The 25,170-nt window shown below is 52.1% G+C and carries 18 protein-coding genes and 1 other annotated feature; of the genes, 8 read left to right on the top strand and 10 right to left on the bottom strand.

Translation table 11 applies throughout. From position 1 onward, the window contains the following. Nucleotides 1–36: 36 nt before the first annotated feature. Nucleotides 37–3,573 carry a pyruvate:ferredoxin (flavodoxin) oxidoreductase gene (gene nifJ / locus CGC65_RS17355; RefSeq protein WP_002564648.1) on the bottom strand — a complete coding sequence of 1,179 codons (3,537 nt, stop codon included), beginning with the start codon at nt 3,571–3,573 and terminating at the stop codon, nt 37–39. Nucleotides 3,574–3,823: 250 nt separating this feature from the next. Continuing rightward, nucleotides 3,824–5,653, bottom strand: coding sequence for a VanW family protein (locus CGC65_RS17360; protein ID WP_002564649.1), 1,830 nt, complete (start codon nt 5,651–5,653; stop codon nt 3,824–3,826). Nucleotides 5,654–5,868: 215 nt separating this feature from the next. On the opposite strand from CGC65_RS17360, the gene CGC65_RS17365 reads away from it, so the two are divergent. Next, entirely contained in the window at nt 5,869–6,708 is an 840-nt protein-coding gene (locus tag CGC65_RS17365; RefSeq protein WP_002564650.1) for a PHP domain-containing protein, read from the top strand. A 126-nt stretch (nt 6,709–6,834) separates the two neighbouring features. Then, nucleotides 6,835–7,071 (top strand): hypothetical protein, encoded by a 237-nt coding sequence (locus CGC65_RS17370; RefSeq protein WP_002564651.1) that lies wholly within the window; start codon nt 6,835–6,837, stop codon nt 7,069–7,071. Between the two features lie 181 nt (nt 7,072–7,252). On the opposite strand, the gene CGC65_RS17375 is transcribed toward CGC65_RS17370, so the two are convergent. Continuing rightward, entirely contained in the window at nt 7,253–8,446 is a 1,194-nt protein-coding gene (locus tag CGC65_RS17375) for an AI-2E family transporter (protein ID WP_002564652.1), read from the bottom strand. An 11-nt stretch (nt 8,447–8,457) separates the two neighbouring features. Continuing rightward, the gene (locus tag CGC65_RS17380; RefSeq protein ID WP_002564653.1) at nt 8,458–9,630 is read right to left on the bottom strand and encodes an alanyl-tRNA editing protein; all 1,173 of its coding nucleotides are present in this window, start codon (nt 9,628–9,630) and stop codon (nt 8,458–8,460) included. Nucleotides 9,631–9,843: 213 nt separating this feature from the next. Between CGC65_RS17380 and CGC65_RS17385 the strand changes: the two genes are divergently transcribed. Further along, nucleotides 9,844–10,101, top strand: coding sequence for a hypothetical protein (locus CGC65_RS17385; protein ID WP_007036402.1), 258 nt, complete (start codon nt 9,844–9,846; stop codon nt 10,099–10,101). Nucleotides 10,102–10,190: 89 nt separating this feature from the next. On the opposite strand, the gene CGC65_RS17390 is transcribed toward CGC65_RS17385, so the two are convergent. Next, a complete protein-coding gene (locus tag CGC65_RS17390) occupies nt 10,191–10,343 on the bottom strand; it encodes a hypothetical protein (protein ID WP_002564654.1) in 153 nt (50 codons plus the stop codon). 136 nt (nt 10,344–10,479) lie between these two features. Here CGC65_RS17390 and CGC65_RS17395 point away from each other — a divergent pair, with 136 nt between their 5' ends. Together CGC65_RS17395 and CGC65_RS17400 are read left to right on the top strand one after the other, a co-directional pair. Further along, nucleotides 10,480–10,896, top strand: coding sequence for a hypothetical protein (locus CGC65_RS17395; protein ID WP_002564655.1), 417 nt, complete (start codon nt 10,480–10,482; stop codon nt 10,894–10,896). A 44-nt stretch (nt 10,897–10,940) separates the two neighbouring features. Then, nucleotides 10,941–11,222 (top strand): hypothetical protein, encoded by a 282-nt coding sequence (locus tag CGC65_RS17400; protein ID WP_002564656.1) that lies wholly within the window; start codon nt 10,941–10,943, stop codon nt 11,220–11,222. A gap of 54 nt (nt 11,223–11,276) precedes the next feature. Here CGC65_RS17400 and CGC65_RS17405 read toward each other — a convergent pair whose 3' ends face one another. From CGC65_RS17405 to CGC65_RS17415, 3 genes are all read right to left on the bottom strand, one after another. Further along, the gene (locus CGC65_RS17405) at nt 11,277–12,119 is read right to left on the bottom strand and encodes a L,D-transpeptidase family protein (protein ID WP_002564657.1); all 843 of its coding nucleotides are present in this window, start codon (nt 12,117–12,119) and stop codon (nt 11,277–11,279) included. A gap of 191 nt (nt 12,120–12,310) precedes the next feature. Then, nucleotides 12,311–14,725: a leucine--tRNA ligase gene (leuS, locus tag CGC65_RS17410; RefSeq protein ID WP_002564658.1), complete on the bottom strand. Its 2,415-nt coding sequence runs from the start codon at nt 14,723–14,725 to the stop codon at nt 12,311–12,313. 106 nt (nt 14,726–14,831) lie between these two features. Continuing rightward, nucleotides 14,832–15,088 (bottom strand) — a binding site (T-box leader). A 35-nt stretch (nt 15,089–15,123) separates the two neighbouring features. Continuing rightward, nucleotides 15,124–15,489 (bottom strand): 4-fold beta flower protein, encoded by a 366-nt coding sequence (locus CGC65_RS17415; RefSeq protein ID WP_002564659.1) that lies wholly within the window; start codon nt 15,487–15,489, stop codon nt 15,124–15,126. A gap of 199 nt (nt 15,490–15,688) precedes the next feature. Here CGC65_RS17415 and CGC65_RS17420 point away from each other — a divergent pair, with 199 nt between their 5' ends. From CGC65_RS17420 to CGC65_RS17430, 3 genes are all read left to right on the top strand, one after another. Next, nucleotides 15,689–17,221 carry a DUF1538 domain-containing protein gene (locus tag CGC65_RS17420; protein WP_002564660.1) on the top strand — a complete coding sequence of 511 codons (1,533 nt, stop codon included), beginning with the start codon at nt 15,689–15,691 and terminating at the stop codon, nt 17,219–17,221. Then, nucleotides 17,211–17,909, top strand: a complete 699-nt coding sequence (locus tag CGC65_RS17425) for a hypothetical protein (RefSeq protein ID WP_002564661.1) — start codon at nt 17,211–17,213, stop codon at nt 17,907–17,909. Before CGC65_RS17420 ends, CGC65_RS17425 begins: the two co-directional genes overlap by 11 nt. Before the next feature lie 79 nt (nt 17,910–17,988). Beyond that, nucleotides 17,989–21,273, top strand: a complete 3,285-nt coding sequence (locus CGC65_RS17430; RefSeq protein ID WP_002564662.1) for a UvrD-helicase domain-containing protein — start codon at nt 17,989–17,991, stop codon at nt 21,271–21,273. Nucleotides 21,274–21,409: 136 nt separating this feature from the next. Here CGC65_RS17430 and CGC65_RS17435 read toward each other — a convergent pair whose 3' ends face one another. Together CGC65_RS17435 and CGC65_RS17440 are read right to left on the bottom strand one after the other, a co-directional pair. Continuing rightward, complete coding sequence (locus CGC65_RS17435; RefSeq protein WP_002564663.1) at nt 21,410–22,750, bottom strand: citrate synthase; 1,341 nt, start codon at nt 22,748–22,750, stop codon at nt 21,410–21,412. Nucleotides 22,751–22,780: 30 nt separating this feature from the next. After that, entirely contained in the window at nt 22,781–25,084 is a 2,304-nt protein-coding gene (locus CGC65_RS17440) for a hydratase (protein WP_002564664.1), read from the bottom strand. Between the last annotated feature and the right edge of the window lie 86 nt (nt 25,085–25,170).

Raw genomic sequence — 25,170 nt, forward strand, 5'->3', positions numbered from 1 at the left:
TCCATCATTTATAACATATTCAAATCTGACGTAAGATTAGTCGTTGCCGTACAGTGTAACCAGCTTCTCTAAGTAAGCGTAACGCTCCTTAGCCTCTGCCTCGTTACGTGCGAACAGCTCGGCTGCTCTCTCAGGATTCTTCATAGCCAGGGACATGTAACGAACCTCGCCCTTTAAGAAGTCCTGATAGGTCTCAAGCTTAGGAGCCTTGGAATCCAGGGAGAACTTCTTCTCAGCTGCCGGGTTGTAACGGAAGTTGTTCCAGTAACCGCACTCTACAGCCAGCTTCTCCTCTGTCTGAGCCTTGTCCATACCCTTCTTGATACCATGGTTGATACATGGAGCGTATGCAATAATCAGGGATGGTCCCGGATAAGCCTCTGCCTCTGCAATTGCCTTAACAGTCTGAGCCATATCAGCGCCCATACAAATCTGTGCAACATACACATAGCCATAGCTCATGGCAATGCTTGCAAGGTCTTTCTTCTTAACGTCCTTGCCGCCTGCAGCGAACTGTGCAACAGCACCTGTCTTGGTAGCCTTGGAGGACTGGCCGCCTGTATTGGAGTAAACCTCGGTATCGTATACCATGATGTTGATGTCCTTACCGGATGCCAGCACGTGGTCTACACCGCCGAAGCCGATATCGTAAGCCCATCCGTCACCGCCGAATACCCACTGTGACTTCTTAGCCAGGAAATCTTTATTCTTAACAATGTCTCTGCAGACATCGCAGTCAACGCCATCCAGAACTGCAACCAGCTTATCGGTAGCAGTGCCGTTCAGAGCGCCGGTGCCAAATGTATCAAGCCACTCCTTGCAGGCTGCCTTCATCTCGTCAGTAGCCTTCTCGTTAGCCATTACGCTCTCAACCTTAGCCTTTAAGCCGTCTCTGATTGCGTTCTGAGCCAGCAGCATACCGTAACCAAACTCAGCGTTATCCTCAAACAGGGAGTTATCCCATGCAGGACCCTGTCCCTTGGCATTTACGGTGTAAGGTGTGGATGGTGAGGAGTTGCCCCAGATGGAGGAACATCCTGTTGCGTTGGCAATGTACATTCTGTCGCCAAACAGCTGGGTAATCAGTTTTGCATAAGGAGTCTCGCCGCATCCTGCGCAAGCGCCGGAGAATTCAAGCAGAGGCTGTCTGAACTGGCTGCCCTTAACGGTGTTCTCTTTGAACTTAGCCAGAACCTCTTCCTTAACAGGCAGGGACTGACCAAAGTCAAAGATAGCCTGCTCGCCAAGGTTAGCCTCAAGGCTTTCCATAACCAGAGCCTTGTTGCCCTTCATGCCTGGGCATACATTTGCACAGGAACCGCATCCGGTACAATCCAGAGCGGAAACAGAGATGGCAAACTTATAGCCGGCCATGCCTGTCATATCCTTCATCTTCATGTCTGCAGGTGCCTTTGCAGCCTCGTCAGCAGTCATGGCAACCGGACGGATAACAGCGTGAGGACATACATATGCACAGAAGTTACACTGGATACAGTTGTCCGGATTCCATACAGGAACCTTAACAGCGATACCGCGCTTCTCATATGCGGAGGAACCGGATGGTGTGGAACCATCTGCATACTCTGTAAATGCGGATACAGGCAGGGAGTTTCCTTCCTGAGCACTTACCTTTGTCTGGATATTGTTAACGAAGTCAACTACATCCTTTCTTCCCTGGGTTACAACTGCATAGTCAAGGCCTTCGTCTTCACAGTTCTTCCAGCTCTCCGGAACCTCTACCTTGTGCATGCCCTTAGCGCCTGCGTCGATAGCTGCCCAGTTCTTCTGAACAACGTCCTCTCCCTTACGGCCATAGGTTGCCTTTGCAGCAGCCTTCATTAACTCGTTTGCCTTCTCAGCAGGAATGATGCCGGTCAGCTCAAAGAATGCGGACTGAAGGATGGTATTGATACGTGTTGGGCCCATGCCTGTCTCAATACCAATCTTTACACCGTCGATGGTGTAGAAGTTGATGTTGTGGTCAGCGATGAACTTCTTAACCTGTCCAGGAAGATGCTTCTCAAGTCCTTCCATATCCCATGGGCAGTTTAACAGGAATGTACCGCCGTCAACCAGCTCCTGAACCATGTTGTACTTGCGTACATATGCAGGATTGTGGCAGGCAACGAAATTAGCTGTACGGATTAAATAGGTAGACTTGATTGGGCTGTGTCCGAAACGCAGGTGGGACATGGTAACGCCGCCTGATTTCTTGGAGTCATAATCAAAGTATGCCTGTGCATACATGTCTGTATTGTCACCGATGATCTTGATGGAGTTCTTGTTTGCACCAACTGTACCGTCAGCGCCCAGACCCCAGAACTTACAGTTTGTGGTTCCCTCAGGAGTAGTAACTAAAGGAGCGCCAATCTCTAAGGACAGGTTTGTAACGTCATCCACGATACCTACGGTAAATGGAGACTTGGTTGTATTCTCGTAAACTGCCACGATCTGAGCAGGTGTGGTATCCTTGGAACCTAAGCCGTAACGTCCGGTTAAAACCTTAACCTGGTCAAATTTGCTTCCCTTAAGGGCAGCAACAACATCCAGGTACAGAGGCTCGCCGATAGCGCCTGGCTCTTTTGTTCTGTCTAATACGGAGATAACCTTAACGGTATCAGGAATGGCGTCAATCAGGGCCTGTACGCAGAATGGCCTGTACAGACGAACCTTAACAACACCAACCTTCTGTCCCTGCTTCACCATGTAGTCGATGGTCTCTTCGATGGTGTCATTGACAGAGCCCATGGAGATGATGATGTGCTCAGCATCAGCAGCGCCGTAGTAGTTGAACAGCTTATAGTCAGTACCAATCTTGGCATTAACCTTGTCCATATATTCCTGAACAATTGCAGGAAGAGCGTCATAGTATGGGTTGCAGGCTTCTCTTGCCTGGAAGAAGATATCAGGGTTCTGAGCAGAGCCTCTCTGGCATGGATGATTTGGATTCAGTGCATGCTTGCGGAAAGCATCTACAGCGTCCATGTCAACCATTTCCTTAAGGTCCTCATAATCCCAGGTCTCAATCTTCTGAATCTCATGGGATGTACGGAAACCGTCGAAGAAGTTGATGAATGGAACCTTGCCCTTGATGGATGCCATATGTGCAACAACTGTCAGGTCCATTACTTCCTGTACACTGGACTCGCACAGCATAGCGCATCCGGTCTGACGGCATGCGTAAACGTCGGAATGGTCACCGAAAATAGATAATGCATGGCTAGCAAGAGCACGTGCGGATACGTTGAATACACCTGGAAGCTGCTCGCCCGCGATTTTATAAAGATTAGGGATCATCAGTAACAGACCCTGTGACGCTGTGTAGGTGGTGGTCAGAGCACCTGCTGCCAGAGAACCGTGTACAGCACCTGCTGCACCTGCCTCAGACTGCATCTCTGTAATCTGTACTTCACGACCGAAGATATTGGTTCTTCCGTCTGTTGCCCATTCGTCTGTGGCTTCAGCCATAGGTGAGGATGGGGTAATCGGATAGATAGCCGCTACATCAGTAAATGCGTATGACGCATGCGCTGCTGCATGGTTGCCATCCATGGTTTTCATTTTTCTTGCCATTTTGATTTCCTCCTACAAATAGTGAATATGTAATGGTATACATGTGAGTCTGCCCCGGACCCGGGCATGTACAAACATGCTTCGACCCTATGCAGACTGACCTGTCTACTATTATAGCAATTATTTAACAAATTGCAAATGCTTAATCGTAATTACGCCAAAAAATACAATGTCAATTTTTGAAAACATGAAAAGCGCCGCAAAAAAAGAGAAACCATTGATGCCGGTTTCTCTTTTCCTGTCTGCTTTTTTATTCTGGTTTCAGCGGTGCAATCACCGGATTATCTCCGCCCGGTCCGGCTGCCTCAGTCTCAGACGGCTGCGGGGCCTGGGTTGGATTCGGTGCCGCTGCAGGCGCTGTGGTGGGCGCTGCCGGCTGGGTCACTGTGCCGGGGCCGCTCTCCGGGGAGCTGTTTCCGGAAGGCGCGGTGATTGTCTCATCACCCGGAATATAGCCGTCCGGCATTCCGTCAATGGTTGGCGTTGTTGTCTCTGTGGAAAGGGTAGTCTCCTCAGGCGGCAGCACCACGCCCGTGGTGTTGCGGCGGATAACGGGGGCATGGCCTTTGTATGTGGTCTTATGGTCCTGTTCCCTGGAAACCTCTTTTCCGTCCTTATATAATACCTTGTAGGTGATCCATCTGCTTCCCTTGCTGCCGGCGCTCTTCTGAATCTCCACTCCCGGCTCAAGGGTCTGGTCCTCTTCATATGTAGGTGCCGGCGGATCCAGCTCCTCCACTTTCTCGGATACCAAATCCAGCTTTGTTCCCTCCTCCAGAATCGGAATACCGTAAATGGATACCGTCATCTTCTGGTCCGCGTAGCTGGCCTTGATGCCGATGGATGTGCTGGATGTGTTCTTGAAGCGGAAATCCGGCTGTTCCCAGCTCACCGTGGCGTCCTGGCCCGGTGTGATATAGTTGGGCTCAAAGGTGTGGGAGCGCCTGAAGGTAATGCTCTCCTCTCCCAGTCCGGACCTGTATACTGCGTTGTACAGGGTGGTGGATACCTGGCATACACCTCCGCCAATCTCCTGCACCACCTCTCCGTTGTTATAGGCGGCTGCTCCCTGGTAGCCCTTTGCCTCTGTCCTCTGTCCCACGGCTGCGTTAAAGGAGAATTCCTCTCCCGGATGCACCACGGTTCCGTTCAGAGCCTCTGAAGCCAGCCTGATATTGGTATTTCGGGCCTTGTTGGCTGTTGTCTTTGTGGTGAAGGTGCTGATGGTCTTATATTTTTCCTTGGCAGCGGCAGCGCTGATATCCGGGGCTGTCTCACTTCCCGTGGCTGTGATGGAAGCGTCAAACTTCTTATCTTTCAGGGCCTTTAATATGTCTGCTGCCAGCTTTTCCTGGTCAATGGCAAACCCACTCTCTTCCCCGGCGAACACAAAGGCGCCCTTTTCCTTGTCATAGCTGTCGATGGAACCGTTTTTGGCCTTTTTATTCCATTTGGCCGCGCAGTTTTCCGCCTCCCCCGCAGCTGCCTCTTCCAGTCCGTCCATGTTCAGTGTGTAACTCTCAGCTGGTTCCCCGCTGTAGATTTCATCCAGCAGCGCGTCTACCTTTTCCGCCGCAAGATTCGTCACATTATATGTATCTCCGTCATAGGTAACTGTCATATCCCAGGGATATTCCTTAAGAATTGCATTCCTGGCCTGGTTTTTAGACATGCCGGTGATGGTAATCCCATCCACCTTGACTTCCTTCATCATCTCTGTCTCGGTTGTCTCTTCCACAGAATGATCCGGTTCGCTTCCACCGGCTCCTTTCCATTTCATGGCCAGCGATATGCCGGCTATGAGGATAATAAGAATAACTCCGGCTATGGCAATCTTTTTATAATCCGGCCCCTTCTTTCTCCTGTGAGGGCTGTTGCGCCTGGCTGTCTGGGCCGCGTTCATCCTGCCGGCCTGTCCGCCGGAACGATAGGAATAAGAACTTCTTGAACCGCTGCCTGACGAACTGCTTCTGCCTGTATTCCTGGACGTTCCCCGTCCCGTGCCTTTATCTGAACCCCTGCCGCGGCTTCTGCCTGCTGAGGAACTTCTTCTGTTCTGATTATTCTCTAACTGATTCATTCTATTCACCTGTCATCTCTGCCTATGGATTTATTCACAAGTTGTAGTATAACATACTTTATGTAAAATGGAACCGTCTTTTTTGTTTTTTTCAGGCCAATTTTACTTATTGTGAATTTCATGTTACTATATATAAAGTAAGTATTATTAAATTATTAAAAATCAATTACAAGCCTTTTCAAGGTCTTTACATCTTACGATTCGGAGGTCACATCATGTCTTACGTTGATTTACATGTCCACTCAAATGCATCCGACGGCACCCTGTCACCTGAGCAGGTGGTCCGCCTGGCCCATGAGGCCGGACTTTCAGCCATCGCCCTTACGGACCACGATACCACGGCCGGCGTTGCCGGCGCCGCGGAGGCCGGGGCAGAACTGGGGCTGGAGGTGGTGCCCGGCATCGAGGTATCCAGCAGTTTCAGGGACCACGAAATCCATATACTGGGACTTTTCGTGGACACTGATTCGCCCTCCCTTCAGGCTGCGTTAAAGGAATTCCGCCATCACAGAGACCAGCGCAACCAGGAGATGCTGGGGCGTTTTGATGCCCACGGCATCCACCTGACCGCCGAAGATTTATGCGCCGGGAACCCTGATACGGTCATCACCAGGGCCCATGTGGCAAGAGCCCTTCTGGCAAAGGGTCTGGGGCCTGATTTGGACCATATTTTTAAGAAATATCTGCAATACGGAGGCACATACTGCCCGCCCAAGGAATTTTTGCCTCCCGAGGCGGTCATGGAAGCCCTCTTGGACAGCCATGCCTTTGTGGCCCTGGCCCATCCTTTCCAGTACAAGCTGGGGGATAAGGCCACGGAGGAGCTCATCGCCTATCTGGCAGGCCTGGGCATGAAAGGCCTGGAGGTATATCACTCCTCCCACAACCGCCTGGAAAGCGCCAAGCTCCAGGAAATGGCCGCGCGCCACCATCTGCTCTCCACAGGCGGTTCCGACTTTCATGGCAGCAATAAACCAGATATTTCCATAGGGACGGGCCGGGGCGGCCTGCGGGTCTCCTCCCTGCTGTTAGATGCGATAAAAAACACCCTTTAATCCCTGTATTTTTATGAAAATTCATAATTGCCCTTCCCCTGCCCTTCTGCTATAATCATATATGTTAAAAAATTAACCAGCCTTTTCCATTTCAGGAAAATGCATACAAACACAGGAGGATATGCCATGAAGATTCAGAATATCACAGACGTAGAAAAGTTTTTCTCTGTCATTGACCAGTGCAGGGGAACCGTGGAGCTTGTATCTCCGGAAGGCGACCGCATCAATCTGAAATCCAAATTAGCCCAGTATCTGTCTATGGCCACCATCTTCTCCAATGGATATATCAAGGAATTAGACCTGGTTGCTCATGAGAAGGAAGACATCGAGCGTTTAATCAAATATATGTATCAGGGAGAATAAGCCTAAGATAAAAGCCTGGAATAACAGCCGGGAATACAGACAAAGGCAAAGCCCGGAACCATCAGACAGGTTCCGGGCTTTTTTGGTATCTCTTTTTTATTATCTCTGTTTTGTTATCTCTGTTTTGTTATCTCTGTTTTGTAGTATTCACCCAATGATTCTCTCGTATCATTTCCGGTCTTTACTCCTGCTGCCCCTGGTCCCCGTCTTTCTCACCAGCCGGTCCGCAGGCATCCTCACAGACAGCTGTTCCTCCGCCCTTCTTTCCCAGGCGGGTATTGACCCCGTCCCGTAAAAGGGCATACAGCACGGAACACAGCGGAATGAATATGAGCATTCCCACAATCCCCATCATGCTTCCGCCCACGGTCACGGCCACCAGCACCCATATGGAAGGAAGCCCCACCGAATTTCCCACCACATAAGGATATATGAGGTTTCCCTCTATCTGCTGCAGCACAAAGAAGGTAATCGTAAAAATCAGGGCATCCATGGGATTTACCAGGAGCATCAAAAACACGCCCACTGCCAGTCCCACAAACGCTCCGAAAATAGGAATCAGGGCTGTAAATGCAATCAGCACCCCAATCAGCAGTGCATAGGGCAGGCGTATAACGGTCAGTACCACAAAAAACATGGTTCCCAGAATCACGGCCTCCGCGCACTGTCCTGTGAGAAAATGGGAGAAGGTACGCTCTGTAAGGGCTGTGATATCCAGGATCCGCCCTACCGCCGGTTCCGGCAAAAAGGCCTCCAGCACCTTCTTTATCTGCCGTCCCAGTGTCTCTTTCTGCAAAAGTATATAGATGGCAAAGATAAATCCAATGAGGAATGAGGATACGCCGCTGACAATGGAGACAGCTGCCGAGAAAGTGGTGTTAAGCATAGTTCCTGCTCCGCTCTTTAAAAACGCAACCATGTTCTGGAACACTTCCTGCCAGTTCACTTCCATCTGGTTCATATATTCCAATATCTGGGGATTACTGGCAAATAAACGCTCCGCCTCATCGCGCACCCCTGCAAAGAATACCGGGATACTGCTTTGAAGATTCATAAAGGTCTTTACCAGCTGAGGTGCCACCACAAAGATGACCAGAAACAGACCGCCTGTAACCAGGAGGATGGTCACCACCAGGCTGACAGGCCGTCTCAGCCTGCTGCCCTGCCCAAACACGGTCAAATGCCTCTCGATATTGCGCATGGGCACGTTCAGTATGAACGCTATGGCTGCCCCCAGAATAAAGGGCCAGACAATATGCATCAATCCGGCCGCCACATCCACCAGACGTCTGTAATTGATTCCTGCAACCACAATTACCACGGTAAAAACGATAAGTCCTCTGATTTTTTTCATTGTATCGCTGTTTAATTCCATCGTACCATCCTTTATAGTTCTGTCTCTTCCAGGAACGCTGCCTCAATGGCTTCCCGCGCTGCCCGGAAGGTGCCCTGGGCCATGAGGCTGCTGCCTCCGCCCCTTCCGCTCAGACGGCTGTTCATGGCTTTGCTGAGCGCGCGCATGTCCATCCGGCTGCTGCCAAGAGCATAGTGATATTCGCTGTCCCTGTCATTCCCGGAACACACAGCAGCCACCCCGGCCTTGTTCTGTTCATAGAGAAGGGTCGCATACTGGCGGACCTGAATCGGAGTTAAATCCTCCTCAAATACAATGAGGGGCTCTGTGCTCTCCGGGAACTGTCCCGCCTTCAGGGCCAGCAGGCTGCTGCCCAGCTTCCCAATCAGGTAATCCTTGTCCTGGCTGTCACTTTTAAGCTTTTCCACTGCATCCGGCACCTGGACGAGCTTGGCTGACAGCAGGTTGGATATCCTGGCTTCATCCTTCAGCCTGTCCCTGTAATCCAGGAGAGCCCTGCGTCCGCACAGCATGGACAGCCGAACGCCGCCCTTGTAATGAATCATGCTTCTTATCTTAATGATGCCCACTTCTCCGGTGTTTTCTACATGTGTGCCGCAGCATGCGCATACATCTGCGCCAGGCACCTCCACAATGCGCACCAAACCGGACAGTTCTTTCTTGCTTCTGTACTCCATGGTCTTGAGTTCATCCTCAGAGGGATAGAGCACCTTTACAGGGACATTGGCATAGACCAGCTGATTGGCCTCATCCTCCAGCCAATCCAGATCCTCCGGCTCAATGATGCCGTTAAAGTCCACCGTCACTTCCTCAGCCCCCATGTGAAAGCCCACGTTATCATATCCAAAGTGTTTGTGCACCAGACCGGACAGTATATGCTCCCCGGTGTGCAGCTGCATGTTGTCATACCGCCTCTGCCAGTCTATGATTCCCTCCGCCAGGGTCCCCTCCTCTATGGGCTGCGCCAGTTCATGGATTACCTGTTCCCCCTTCTCATGGACGGATACCACGGAAATCCCGTTTAAGGTTCCTGTATCATAGGGCTGTCCCCCTCCTTCAGGATAAAAACCGGTCTGGTTCAGAGTCACCAGCCAGGTTCCTTTCCCGCTCTCCTCACAGTGCTCCACTGTGCACATGAACGATTTTACATAAGGGATCTGGTAATATAATCTGCTTTTGTCCATTCTTAAAGCCTCTTTTCTTTTTCATCTGCCGGAGCGTATTCTTCCTTCTATTATCAGAAAACGTTCCGCGCAGTATCGTGTCTGCCGACATTATACTATATAACCCAGCCTTGTACCAACAAAAATTTTCTAAATTTTATCAAATTGTGGAAACATGAGCAAGCAGGGCTTCATATGATACAGTGTAATTAAACTTTATATGGAGGAATTAACATGAGTGATGTAGCAGCAACAAACTGCGGTTGTGACTGTGGATGCGGATGTGGAACAGGAGGCAGCGGATGCGGATGTAATATCATCTGGCTTATCCTGATTCTGTGCTGCTGTGGAGGCGGCGGTGGCTTCGGACATAGCGACTGCGGTGGCGGTTGTGGCTGTGGGTGCAGCTGTGGAGGCGGATGCGGAGATATGATTTGGCTCATCTTAATCCTGTGCTGCTGTGGCGGCGGTGGCGGCGGCTTCTGCTGCTAATTCCCACCTCTAAGAAATCCTTCACCAAAGAATCAAAGGAACAGGGAGTGCTTCATCACTCCCTGTTTTTTCTTGCAGGGAAGCCGGGCTTATTTGCCGGCCTCACCTGTCTCTCCGGATGAAAAAGCACTTTTTGTCCCCCGGTTCTTACCTCCATACCCCTTTCTTCCCTGTCTCTGCTTTAAGCATTCCTCATCTATTTCATATACTGCATTTCCATCTATAATCAAACGGCTGTACATGGATTTCACTCTCCTTCCATACTTATAATATATGCAGTGTCCAGGCTTTGGCTCATTGTGCCGAAAAATAAGTGGCATGTAACAGGCTCCTCCCGCATAAATTGGAAGCAAAGAAAGAAAAGGCTGGTGGAAATACATGAATCCATCTGATGACTATAAACTAACCGACCTGGACTATCTCATAGGCGACCACCATCTGCAGATGATTAAGGCCTCCCTGCCCTACCTGGGCGTTCCCGAACAAAAGGCCATCTCCCTGTTTGTCAAGGTCCAGGAACTGCGAAAGACAGTGGAGCTATTTGAGACTGAAGAGGTGGCATCCATGGGCATCTGCTCCCTGGAACGTCCCCAGGGAAACGGCTCCATGCGCGATTTGTTAAAGGCCATTCGTCCATATGGGAATCCCATGGAGCAGGATATGATTGACATGGCCGAAACCCTGATGGAAGGCCAGACTCCCATGGACCAGCTGCGCAGGTTCCTGACACCGGAGCAGCAATCGCGTTTTGAGACCATGGAAATGATATTCACTGCCATGCAGGCTATGGCCTGATACGGCCATTCACTGAATCCCTTAACAGAAAGGACTACATAATTATGGATAACAGCTGGAAACAAGACCCCAGGCTCAAGGCCATGAACAAAGATAAACTGGCCATGCTCACCGAATTTGCGGAGCGGATTGAACATTCAGACAAAAACAACATGATGGAGGCATTCATGGCCATCAACATGGAAGCCCGGCAAAAGGGCGTACAGTTTAACGACAGGGAGACAGACCTTCTGGTCAACATCCTCAGTTCCAGGATGCCTCCCTCAGAGAAAAAGAAAATTGATTTATTAAAAATGCTTTCAAAAAAAATGGCAGGGCCGCGCTGATAGCGCCCCTGCCTCTGCCTTATGGAATTGTTTTAATAGAATTGTTTTATGGAATTAGTTTAACCGCTCCAAATCCGGTGCAATCACAATCTTAGTGTGCTCTGTGGCTGACTGCACCAGCTCCTTGGCCCGTTCCTGGGGCAGGCGGATACAGCCCGCGGATCCGTTATCCCTGGCAGCGGTAAAGCAGTGAAGAAAGATGGCAGAGCCCTTCCCGGGCTCGCATGCTTCATTGTAATTCAATGCCAGGGCGTAATTGTAGTACGGGGACGCTGCCGCCATATTCTCTGCGGAGTTCCAGGTCTTTGCAACCTGCGATGTATTGACCAGCTTGTTATAATAGGGACTGGCTGAATCATCCACCCAGTAGTCGCCTTTTGTGATCTTATGGTATGGCAGGACGCTGCCCGGATTTTCCCTGAGCCCAAAAGCCATGGTAAATCCATATGTACCGGAGGGCGTGCTGCCGTCCCCCTCTGTCTTCTGGTCCGTAATTCCGTTCCTTCCTACGATGCCTGCTTCCTTCCAGACCATCTCCCAGGCTTCACCTGACTTCTTATAATAATATACATCCGCGCTACAGCCGCCGGTTCCCACTACCACCACCAGCTGGTCCGCATCCTTTGCTCCTTCCAGATTCTGGGGCTGTATGACCCCATTCTCCACTGCAGCCTTCTTTTCCTCAGGCTCTGCTTTTGAAGCAGCAGGTACCCCCGGCCCCTGTTCTGCCGGATTCACGGCTGTCCCTGCAGCTGTCCCCGCGCCTGCACTGCCGGCAGCCATGGCCGTAATACCGCCCGCTGCCATTATGGCTCCTGACAGAACAAACGCTGCCGCTGCCCTGCCTATTTTATGACACTTCCCATTCATTTCCATCGTTCTTCTTTCATGTCTCATGGCCGTCACCTCGATATCCTGTTTTGTCCATTTCCTATTATAACCTGCTATAGCAGGAAATGTTATTTCTTTTTTCTTACATTTCCCGGTATGGACACGGCTCCAAAGCCCAGCGCAAAAATGCCTGCCCAGCCCATGTGCTGCAGGCTGCGCAGGCATTTTGTCTTCCCGCTTATATGCGGGAATCTGATTTATTTACATACAATATTGACAATCTTTCCAGGCACGTAGATCTCCTTTACCACATTGCCTGTCAGCTTTTCCTTCACGGCTTCCCGTCCCGCGGCAATGGCATCTTCCTTGGAGCTGTCTGCGCTGATGCTGATAACGGCCCGTGTCTTTCCGTTAATCTGGACAGCCACCTCGATCTCATCGTCCTTCATGGCCTCCTCATCGCATTCCGGCCACTGTGCATGGAACACGCTGTCGTCACCGCCTAACTGCTGCCACAGCTCCTCTCCGATATGGGGTGCAAAGGGTGCCAGAAGAATCACGAAGGTCTTAAGTGTCTCCCTGTCGATTCCGCCTTCCTTCCTGGCCAGCTCAATCAGCTTATTGTTGTACTCCATGAAACCGGAAATAACAGTATTGAGGCTGAACTGGTTGAAGCGGTATTCAATGTCATATACCAGCTTATGGCGCAGCTTTATCATTTCTTTGGACGCCTTCACATCCTTATCCTTGTTGTCCATCACCAGGTTCCAGAAACGGTTCAGGAAACGCGATACGCCCTCGATGCCCCGGTCATCCCACTCTGCGTCCAGCTCCGGCGGTCCCACGAACAGCTCGTAAAGCCTTAAGGAATCGCAGCCGTAATCCCTCACCAAATCATCGGGAGAAACCACATTGCCCTTGGATTTGCTCATCTTAATGCCGTTCTTTCCGGTAATCATACCCTGGTTAAACAGCTTCTTGAAAGGCTCATCAAAATCAATAGCGCCGATATCACACAGGAACTTGGTGTAGAAACGTGAGTACAGCAGATGGAGCACCGCGTGTTCCACGCCGCCGATATACATATCCACCGGAAGATACTTGTCCGCCTTTTCCCTGGATACCAGCTCTTCCTTGTTGTGGCTGTCCACATAGCGCAGGAAGTACCAGGAGGAACCGGCCCACTGGGGCATGGTGTTTGTCTCTCTCTTGGCAGGAGCGCCGCAGACAGGGCAGGTGGTGTTGACCCATTCGTCAATGGCAGCCAGAGGTGACTCGCCGGTTCCTGTGGGCTGGTAGCTCTCCACCTCAGGAAGCTTTAAGGGCAGCTGGTCCTCAGGCACAGGCACACAGCCGCACTTGGGACAATGGATGATGGGGATAGGCTCGCCCCAGTAACGCTGGCGTGAGAATACCCAGTCTCTCAGCTTGTAGTTGACCGTCTTATGGCCAAAGCCCTTTTCCTCTATCATGTGAGGCGCTTCCTTTTTAAGGACAGCGGACTCCAGGCCGTTCCAATCACCGGAATTAATCATGATGCCGTTGGCCTCGGTATACGCCTCGGTCATGTTCTCAATTTCCTTGCCGTCCTTTGCGATTACCTGTACAATGGGCAGGCCGAACTTCCTGGCAAACTCAAAGTCCCTGTCGTCATGGGCAGGCACGCACATGATGGCGCCGGTACCGTAATCAGCCAGTACGTAATCAGACAGCCAGATAGGCGTCTTTGCACCGTTTAACGGATTAACTGCATAGCTTCCGGTAAACACACCGGTCTTTTCCTTGGCCTGCATACGGTCCACATTGGAACGCATGGAAGAATCGAATATATATTTTTCAACGGCCTCCCTTGTCTCATCGGTGGCCAGGCTCTTGGCCAGGGCATGCTCCGGCGCCAGCACCATGAAGGTGGCTCCGTAAAGGGTGTCCGGCCTGGTGGTGTACACGGTAATCTTCTCTTCCCGCCCGTCAATGGGGAAATCCACCTCTGCGCCGTATGACTTGCCGATCCAGTCAGTCTGCATCTTCTTAACCTTCTCAGGCCAGTCCAGCTTATCCAGATCATTTAACAGACGCTCTGCGTAAGCAGTAATTTTAAGCATCCACTGGCGCAGATTCTTCTTGGTAACTGTGGTGCCGCAGCGCTCGCAGCATCCGTTGACCACTTCCTCGTTTGCCAGTCCGGTCTTACAGGAAGGACACCAGTTAATGGGGAATTCCTTCTCATAAGCCAGGCCCTTCTTAAACATCTGGACAAAGATCCACTGGGTCCATTTATAAAAGTCCGGGTCCGTGGTGTTTACTTCCATATCCCAGTCATAAATTGCCGCAATCTGTTTGATCTGGCGCTTGATATTCCTGATGTTCGCCTCTGTGGACTTAGCCGGGTGCACGCCCATCTTGATAGCATAGTTCTCAGCCGGAAGACCGAAGGCATCCCATCCCATGGGATGAATGACATACTTGCCCTTTAACAGCTGATACCTGCTCCAGACATCTGAAATCACATATCCTCTCCAGTGTCCTACGTGAAGGCCGCTGCCTGAGGGGTATGGGAACATATCCAGACAGTAATACTTTTCCTTCCTGCCATCGTTTACATTGATGGGCTTCTCTTCCCAGTTCTCACGCCACTTTTTCTCAATGGCGCTGTGGTTGTACTGTGTTGCCATAATCTCATTCCTCCATTGGTTATCTAAGGGGATGATTCCCCTTTATCCAGACAGCATACCTGCTGCGTGCAGTTTTCTGTGAAACAAAAAAGCCTGCGCCTCTATTGCTAGAGACGCAAGGCTTAAAAATCCCCGCGCGGTACCACTCTGGTTCATGCTGTCTGACGCATGCACTTAATCCTCTTATAACGGTAAGGTCTCCGTCCTGACCTACTGGTTCCCGGTCCCCCGTTTCCGGCGGCCCTTCCTCGTTGGGACAGGCTACTCCAGGGCCAGTTCAACAACCATCCGTCACCGGCTTTCACCAGCCGCCGGCTCTCTGCATCCATCCGGTTATCTACTCTTCCCTATCTGCGTATTTGCACTGATTCTTAATTTAACATATTTCCCAAACAGTGTCAACTGTTACCAGACAAAAAATCCCCTGCCGCGATCTCTGACCAGGCCGCCTTATAGGCTGTCTTGGAGCGTTTTGTCTCCCTGGACCGTCTCACCGGTCTGGCTGCCCTGGCCCATTTGGCCGGCGTCTCATGGCGTGAGGGCTTTGCCGGTCCCTGGGTCCTGGCCTCATCCGTAAACATGACGCAGTATCCATCCAGGTCCCTGATCCACCCCTTCTCAAACCATCCATACTGGGTGCCCCCAAAACCGTATACCGCATCCTCATTCAGATACGCTGCCGGCTTTCCGTCAAACAGGTAGATATGTTCCCCGTCACTGTCAATATACGCTGCCGGCGTCCCATTTCTGTCATACAATGTCATACTTCCATTCTCCCCATTTATTTCCATTCTCCGCTGCTATGTATGCCCGCAGCGGATCTATTATACTACTGCGCTGTCCCGGATTCAATGAGTTTCTTAACATAATTCTAACGGTCCCTTCTCTTGCCTTTCCGTTTGTCCTTATGTTAAGCTAAAATATATATGTTAACATAAATAACGGACAACAGGAGGTAATTTATTGAATCAGAAGCTAAAAGAAAAAATCACAGAATCCTTATCATCTGTGCTGCCCGTTACCTGCATTGTATTAATCCTTGGGATCACCATCACTCCCATTCCCCTGGACCCGCTGATGCTGTTTCTGGCAGGGGCCGCCTTCCTTATTATAGGAATGGGATTCTTCACCCTGGGAGTGGATATGGCTATGATGCCCATTGGAGAAAAGGTAGGTGCGCAGCTGGCCAAGGCAAAAAAGCTTCCGGTCATCGTCATTGCATGTGTCATCATAGGCGCCATGGTCACAGTGGCCGAACCGGACCTGCAGGTCCTGGCCAGACAGACACCGGCAGTGCCGGACATGGTGCTCATCCTGGCAGTAGCTGCAGGAGTTGGTTTCTTCCTGGCACTTGCATTTCTTCGCTCCCTCTTCGGCTGGAGCCTTTCCCACATTCTTCTGGTCTGCTACATCATTCTCTTCATCCTGGCCTTCTATATTCCAGGTGATTTTCTGGCTGTAGCCTTTGATTCCGGCGGTGTGACAACAGGTCCTATTACAGTTCCCTTTATCATGGCCCTGGGCGTGGGACTGTCTTCCATCGGCCAGGGGAAAAACGCGGACAGCGACAGCTTTGGACTGGTATCCCTTTGTTCCATTGGCCCCATTCTCTCTGTCATGATACTCGGACTTTTGTTCCAGTCATCTTCCGGCGCCTATGAGCCCATGACCATTCCATCCATCAGCAATTCCCAGGACCTTTGGCTGGCCTTCCAGAGCGAACTTCCCCACTACGCGGCGGAAGTATTCACGGCCCTGTTTCCCATCCTGGCTTTTTTCCTGCTCTTCCAGATATTCTTCCTGAAGATGCGCAAACGCCAGGTGGTGAAAATCCTGGTGGGAATGCTGTATTCCTACATCGGGCTGACGCTGTTTCTTACAGGTGTAAATGTGGGCTTTATGCCAGCCGGAAGCTATCTGGGAAAACAGATGGCCTCCCTGCCCTATCGCTGGATTCTGGTGCCCGTGGCCATGCTCATCGGTTATTACATCGTCAAGGCAGAGCCTGCCGTACAGGTGCTGAACAAGCAGGTAGCGGATGTGACCGGCGGAAGCATATCTGAAAAGACCATGATGACCGGACTTTCCATCGGCATGGCCCTGTCGCTGGGATTCTCCTTATTCCGGGTCATCACGGGACTGCCGCTCATGGCCTTCCTGCTGCCGGGTTACGCCCTTGCCCTGGGTCTCTCCTTTGTGGTGCCCCCGGTCTTTACCTCCATTGCCTTTGACTCAGGAGGCGTTGCCTCCGGTCCCATGACAGCCACCTTTCTCCTTCCGCTGTGCATGGGGGCCTGCGAAGCCCTGGGAGGCAATATTCTGACTGATGCCTTTGGCATCGTGGCCATGGTAGCCATGACCCCTCTCATTATCATCCAGCTCATCGGACTGTCCTTTGAGCTTAAAACCCGCAGGGAGAAAGCTGTTTCCAGACATCCTGTGGTGGATATGGAACAGGAATTCATCAATTTAGAGGAGGAACCTTATGAGCCATAAAAGTATAAAGCTGGCAGCCGCCATCGTAAACCGCGGGGCCGGGAACAGGGCAGCTGCCATATTCCATACATACAACCATGAAATACTGCTGGCTGTCAGGGGACACGGCACAGCCAGCTCGGCAGTCATGGACTGTCTGGGACTGGATGAGCCTGAAAAGGACCTGGTTCTGGGACTTTCATCCAAGACCGGCGCCGACCGTCTGCTCCGTGCCCTTGGCAGGGAAATGGAATTTTGCAAGCCCGGACACGGCATTGCTTTCACCCTTTCCCTCACAGGCATTAGTTTCGCTGCCATGGACATTTTAAGCCGGCACGAAGACCAAACAGGGCCAAACAGCCGCCCAGCAGAACACAAGGAGGATATTCCCATGACAAATTCCCATTCCTATGAATTAATTGCTTCCGTCATCCACACCGACCTGTCCGCGCCTGTTATGGAGGCCGCCAGAAAGGCCGGCTGTCAGGGCGGCACCCTGATAAAAGCCAGGGAAATAGGCAGCGATGCCGGCAAAAAGCTGTTCGGCATGACCCTTTCCCAGGAAAAAGCCATACTGCTGATTCTGACCCCCACCAGCTTAAGGGCTCCCATCCTGAAGTCCATATGCGAGACCGTAATGAAGGAGACCGGAGAACACGCAGTGGCAATTTCCCTGCCCGTGGATGCAGTGGAGGGACTGACCGGCTGATGCTGGCAGAAAAAACCGCTTTCTTTTTGGGATGAATCCTTTATAATAAATACTATCAAAGGAAAGCAGGTGCATCGCAATGTACATTGGTGATTTACATATCCATTCCCGCTACTCCAGGGCCACCAGCAAGGAGCTTACGCCGGAGCACCTGGACTTATGGGCGGGGAAAAAAGGAATTAACATTGTAGGTACGGGTGACTTCACTCATCCGGCCTGGAGGGCGGAGCTGGCTGAAAAGCTGGAGCCCGCCGAGCCGGGTCTTTACATGCTTAAAAAGGAATATTCCTTACAGCGCCCGTCCATACTTGGCCAGAGCAGGCCCCGTTTTGTTATCAGCGGGGAAATCAGCTCCATTTACAAGAAAAACGGCCGTGTGCGCAAGGTACACAGCCTTATCCTCCTGCCCAGCCTGGAAGCAGCCGAAGTGCTTTCCAGGCGGCTGGAAGCCATCGGCAACATACATTCGGACGGACGCCCCATCCTGGGATTGGACTGTCACGATCTTTTGGCCATAACACTGGAGGCATGCCCGGATGCCATCTATGTTCCGGCCCACATCTGGACCCCGCATTTTTCACTGTTCGGGGCATTTTCCGGTTTTGATACCATTGAAGAGTGCTATGAGGAGCTGACTCCCCAGATTCATGCCCTGGAGACAGGACTGTCCTCTGATCCGGCCATGAACGGGAGGCTGTCGGCCCTTGACTCCTTTCAGCTCATCTCCAACTCTGACGCCCACTCTCCCGCCAAGCTGGGCAGGGAGGCCAGCCTGTTTGACATTCCCATGTCCTATGCGGGGCTCTACGGCGCCATACAGAGGGGCGAGGGCCTTAAAGGCACCATTGAATTCTTTCCTGAGGAGGGCAAATATCATTTTGACGGCCACCGGAAATGCCATCTCTGCCTCAGTCCCTCCCAGGCCAGGAAATACAAAGGCATATGTCCTGTCTGCGGCAGAAAACTGACCACAGGCGTACTTCACCGGATTGAACAGCTGGCTGACCGGGACGAGGATTTCCTGCTGCCCCAGGGACGTCCCTTTGAAAACCTGGTGCCCCTGGGCGAGGTCATTGCCTCCTCAGTGGGTTCCTCCCCGTCCAGCGTAAAGGTTTCCAGGCAGTACGAGCACCTGCTGGAGGAACTGGGCAATGAATTTTATATTCTTCGCCAGGCCCCGCTGGAGGATATCAGCCATGCGGCCGGATCCCTGACAGCAGAGGGCATACGCCATCTGAGAGACGGAAAAGTCCAGTGGCGGCCCGGCTATGACGGCGAGTACGGGACCATGCGGCTGTTCCAGTCAGCCGAGCTTGACAATGTAGAGGGACAGATGTACATGACCTTTGAGACAGCGAACGCGGACCTGAGCGAAACCATGGGACCTGGGAGCCCGGGAGCCCCGGGGGTGACGGGGGATGCGGAGCTGGCAGCAGATGCGGTTCCTTCGGCAAATACTGCATTGTCCGGCAAAGCCGGCGTTTCCCACGGCTCAACGGCTTCCCGTGAAGCTTCCTATGAAACAGCCGTATCAAATATCCTGACTGTTTCCAATCCCTCCTCTGCCCTGAACCGGGACCAGCAGCAGGCCGTGGAATCCGTATTCCCGGTAACAGCCGTCATAGCCGGTCCGGGTACAGGCAAAACAAAGACTCTGGTGTCGCGCATCGAACACCTTATGGGTGAGCGGGGCGTAAAACCTTCTGAGATTACGGCCGTCACCTTTACAAACAAGGCAGCGGACGAGCTGACACAGAGAATCCGCCAGGCACTGCCAGGCAGGCGCAGCCTGAACCAGATGCAGGTCGGAACCTTCCATTCCCTCTGCTACCGGCTGTTAGCCCGGTCCGGAACAGAGCTGTCCCTGGCAGACCAGGGACAGGCGGAAGAATGCGCAGGAGAAACCATAGAAGCCCTGGAACTCGCCTGCACCGTCAGGCAGTTTCTCACCGCCATCTCTCTGCATAAGGCAGGGCTGTCCTCCGCGCAGGGCTTTGCCGCCTATATGGCCGATGATTCCGCCGCGGAAACCGGCTTTATCCTGACGCAGGAAGGGGCAGACCGGTACCAGCAGGCGCTGGAGTGCAGGAAGCTTATGGACTTCGACGACCTGCTTCTCAACATGCTGCGCCTTCTTGAACAGGAACAGAAAGCAGAATACAGGAAGCAGCATTTTTCTTATCTGCTGGTGGATGAATTCCAGGATATCAGCCCGGTCCAGTACCGGCTCATCAAGGCATGGAATAAAGGCGGGCGGGAACTCTTTGTCATCGGTGACCCGGACCAGTCCATCTACGGCTTCCGGGGTTCTGACAGCCGCTGCTTCGACCTGCTGGAACAGGATTTTCCGGGAACCAGCACCATACGGCTTACCACCGGCTACCGCTCCACCCCGGAGATACTCTCCGCCTCCCTTCCTCTCATCTCCCGTAATCCGGGCGGTGAGCGCAGCCTCTCAGCCGCCCGTCCCCACGGCGGTCCGGTGCGTCTGGTGACAGCACAGACCAGCCTGTCGGAGTCCATCTTCATTGCCAAAGAAATCAACCGCATGGTGGGCGGAATCGACATGCTGGATGCCCACAGCCAGACCCCCGGCCTGCTGGATACTGCCAGGAGCTTTGCCGATATCGCCGTCCTCTACCGCACCAATCACCAGGCCCGCCTGCTGGAACAATGCCTGCAAAAAGAGGGAATCCCTTATGTGGTAGCGGGACGGGAGGATTATCTGGACCATCCGGCTGTCCAGGGCACCATCTCCTTTTTCGGGGCCCTGCTTAAATCTTCGGGGTTAGATGAAGATACAACGAAACTCTGCAGAAAACGCATTTCCCCTTCCGCAGATTACAGCAGCCTGGCAGAGCGCTTCCTGCCAAGACTAAAAAGAGACAGGCCCTGGAAACTTCTGGCGGACTGGATTTCATGCCTGGGGCTGGGGTCAGACAAGTCCATGGACACCTTTGTCTGCATGTCCTATTTCCACAAAACCATGGAGGATATGCTGAGCACACTGGCCTTTGGACAGGCCCACGATCTGAAACGAAGCGGTCAGGATTCCCGCCCCTCCGATGCAGTGACGCTTATGACTCTGCATGCCTCCAAGGGTCTGGAATTTCCCGTGGTCTTTCTCTATGGCTTAAGACAGGGAATCCTCCCCCTTAAAACAGGAAAGGGAGCTGTGAATCCGGAGGAGGAACGCCGCCTTATGTATGTGGGTATGACAAGGGCCAGGGACGAATTAATTCTCACCACCTCAGAGGAACCTTCCCCATTCTTAGAGGAGCTTCCCAAAGATGCCTGCCGCCGGGAAAAGGCCCGGACTCCCGGCAGCGGGATGAAGCAGCTGAGTCTCTTTGATTTCATGTAAGATTTTAAAAACCGGGCATTTGCCGCGGTACTTTCCCTCTCAATACAAAAAGACCTGACGCACGCCATAGATGGGGCATCAGGTCTTTTCACATATTCACATATATCAGGAAACCGGAATGGCAATACCGGGCATCCTATCTCTCGGACATAGGCACATAATCCATATTGTCGCCTACATACTTGGTGGCCGGACGCATAATACGGCCGTCATACAGCTTATTCTCAATATTATGGGCCACCCAGCCCACAACGCGGCTGCACACAAACAGAGGTGTGTATAAATCCCTTGGAATCCGCAGCATACCGTATGCAAACCCGCTGTAGAAATCCACATTGGTGGGAAGGGCCTTGCCCTTGATTTCCTCCATTACTTCCTTGGCAATACGCTCAAAGCGCATATAGAAGTCCAGCTCCCTGGTATGCTTCTGCTCCTTGGCCACCTCCATGCAGCAGGCCCTTAAGACCTCTGCACGGGGATCGGACACCGTGTAGACAGCATGGCCGAAACCGTATACAAGGCCGGAACGGTCATAGAGTTCTCCTGCCATCAGCTTCTCCACTGCCTGACGGATCTTCTTATCGTCTGCATCATAGCCGCCGGTTTCAGCCAGCACCGCATCCATCATCTCTGCCACCTTGATATTGGCGCCGCCGTGGCGCGGTCCCTTAAGGGAGCCGATACCGCCGCATACCGTGGAATAGATGTCTGTGCCCGTGGATGCAATCACAACATTGGTAAAGGTGGAGTTGTTGCCGCCGCCGTGATCCGCATGAAGCATCAGTATGGTATCCAGCAGATTCGCTTCCTTGGAGGTGAATTTCTGGTCCTTTCTCAGTAGGCTTAGGAAATTCTCGGCAATGGAATATTCCGGATTTGCATAATGGATGAACAGGCTTTCCCTGTCATAATAATGCACCTTGCTCTGATAAGCGTAGCAGGCAATGGAGGGCAGCTTTGCCAACAGGTTAACACCCTTGACCAGGGTCTGGTATACATCAATATTGTCCGGATCGTCATCGTAATTATACAGGGTAAGGACCGCGTCCTGAAGCTTATTCATCAGATTCTTGCCAGGAAGGCGCAGCAGGTTCATTTCCACGAACTCATCCGGAATGGTGTAGCAGTGCCTCACCACATTACAGAACTTTTCCAGTTCAGCTTTCTTCGGCAGATATCCGAACAGCAAAAGGAAACAGGTTTCCTCATACCCGAAATGGCTCTCCTTCTTCCCCTTTACCAGGTCCAGTACATCCACGCCCCGGTAGAGAAGCCGTCCGGGAATGGCCTTGATTCCTCCGTCTGTCTCCTCATATCCCACTACGTCGGCCACCCTGGTAAGGCCTATCCGCACACCGGTTCCGTCCTCATTCCTGAGGCCCTTCTTTACATTGTACTCTTTATACCATTTATTAGGAATATCCGTGTAATTCTGCGACTTCCCATAAAACTGTGCCAGAAAACTCTCCTTAACCATGTACCCATGCTCCTTTCTCAAATACCCCCATCAGTGTCTGCCCCTGTTATAGTTAATCAGACAGCCGGCCTTTACGATTTCCCGCTCCTCTGCCGTCATATCCGCAATATACAAATCCAGGGTTCTTATGCTGCTGCCCTCTTTTCCCAGCACATAAGCCTTAATATCCTTTAAATCCCCGTCCAGGGCTTTCCTTACGCCCGGAACATAAATATAATCTCCCACCTCGAAGCAGGGATCCTCCTCCATCTGGAAGGGAACCATGCCCCAGTTCATCACATTGGAGCGGTAACGCTTGGTGGCGTATTCCTTACAGATATTGGCCAGGCCTCCAATGACTCTCTGGCAGCTGGCTGCCTGTTCCCTGGCAGATCCGTCGCCAGGTTTTACAGCATAAATCATGCTGCCCACTTCCGTGTCCTGAACCGTCACATTCTCATTGCCTTCAATGCCGCGGATGGCGTCAAAGAGCTTCTCCAAAACAGGCTCCAGCTCCACTTCCTTGGCCGCGCCCTCCTTTGTTCTGGCTTTTTCCAGCTTATCCACTTCCTTGGCCCTTCCCACATACTCCGGGTCCCTTCTGGACAAAGTGAATTCTGCCAGTCCCAGGGGATTGGACCGGTAAGATGAAGTCTCGCCGGAAGGAATCAGCTCATCGGTGGTGGTCACAGGGTCCATGATTTTGGAACATACCTTCAGGAGAATATTGTCTGCCAGAGGACTCATCTCCGGCCAGTCCTTGATATTCGGTCCGTAGACCAGCTCCTTTTCCCCGTCGCCTTTGTTGTAACCCATGTATACCCGGTTCTTATAGGAAATGTCGTCAAATTCATACTCAGGCACATTGTCCCAGCCCTCAAGCTCCCATGCGGAGGTAAGCCTTCCTCCGTTGGCTGCCGTGGCTGCAATGGAACGCGCGTCCATCAGGGCAACCGCGGCCATCTGTCCGTTGCCTGGTTTGGATCCTTCCCTGTTGGGGAAATTTCTGGTGGTATGGCGGATACTCAGACCATTGTTGCAGGGCGTATCGCCTGCGCCGAAGCAGGGGCCGCAGAACGCAGTCCGTATAATGGCGCCTGCGTCCATCAGGTCGGACACAGCCCCCTTCTTCACCAGGTCCGCAAAGACAGGCTGAGAAGACGGGTATACTGCCAGGGAGAACTCGTCGCAGCCGCAGTTCTTTCCCTTTAATACGCGGGCAGCTTCCATTACGTTTGAATAGGTGCCTCCTGCGCAGCCAGCGATAACTGCCTGCTGAACCATGAGCTGGCCCCCCTCAATCTTATCCCTCAGGGTAAAGGATGCCTTTCCGCCCGATACCTTGGCAGCCTCTGCTTCCACCATGCCCAGTATATCGTCCAGGTTGGCCTTAAACTCGTCAATCTCGTATGTATTGCTGGGATGGAAGGGAAGGGCAATCATGGGCTTTACCGTGGACAGATCCACGTATACGCAGCCGTCATAGTATGCCACATCCGCGGGAGCCAGTTCCTTATAATCTTCCTCCCTGTGGTGCTTGGCCAGATAAGCCCTGGTGTCACTGTCCGTCTTCCATATAGATGACAGGCAGGTGGTCTCTGTGGTCATGACGTCCACGCCATTGCGGTAATCGGTTGTCATGGAAGCCACGCCCGGCCCCACGAACTCCATCACCTTATTCTTTACATATCCGTTCTTAAACACGGCTCCGATGATAGCCAGGGCAATATCCTGGGGACCGGTTCCCGGCCGGGGCGCACCGTCCAGATAAACGGCTACAACACCCGGATATGCCACATCATATGTATCCTTAAGAAGCTGCTTCACCAGCTCCCCGCCGCCTTCACCTATGGCCATGGTTCCCAGGGCCCCGTAACGGGTATGGCTGTCGGAACCAAGTATCATTCTGCCGCATCCTGCCATCATCTCCCTCATGTACTGATGAATGACCGCAATATGCGGAGGAACATAGATGCCCCCATATTTCTTAGCCGCAGACAGGCCGAACATGTGGTCATCCTCATTGATGGTCCCTCCCACCGCGCACAGAGTATTGTGGCAATTTGTCAATACATAAGGAATCGGGAACGTCTCCATTCCCGAAGCCTTGGCTGTCTGTACAATACCCACGAAGGTGATGTCATGGGATGCCATGCTGTCAAACCGCAGCTTCAGATGTTCCATGTCGCCGGATGTGTTGTGGGCCTCCAGAATGGAGTAGGCAATGGTCCCTTTCCTGGCGGATGCCTGGTCAGCATCCCTGCCGGTCAGTTTCTTTACCTTTCCGCTCTCTGATTCCGGTACGATTTCAGTGCCGTTAACCAGATAAATACCGCTGTCATACAATGATACCATTTCATTACCTCCTGGTGTCTGATTTTATGAAAAAGGGCTCGGCTTGGATTTTTGCCTGCCCCCTTACATTCGTTGGTTATTACTAT

Source organism: Enterocloster bolteae (assembly GCF_002234575.2).
Taxonomy (GTDB): domain Bacteria; phylum Bacillota; class Clostridia; order Lachnospirales; family Lachnospiraceae; genus Enterocloster; species Enterocloster bolteae.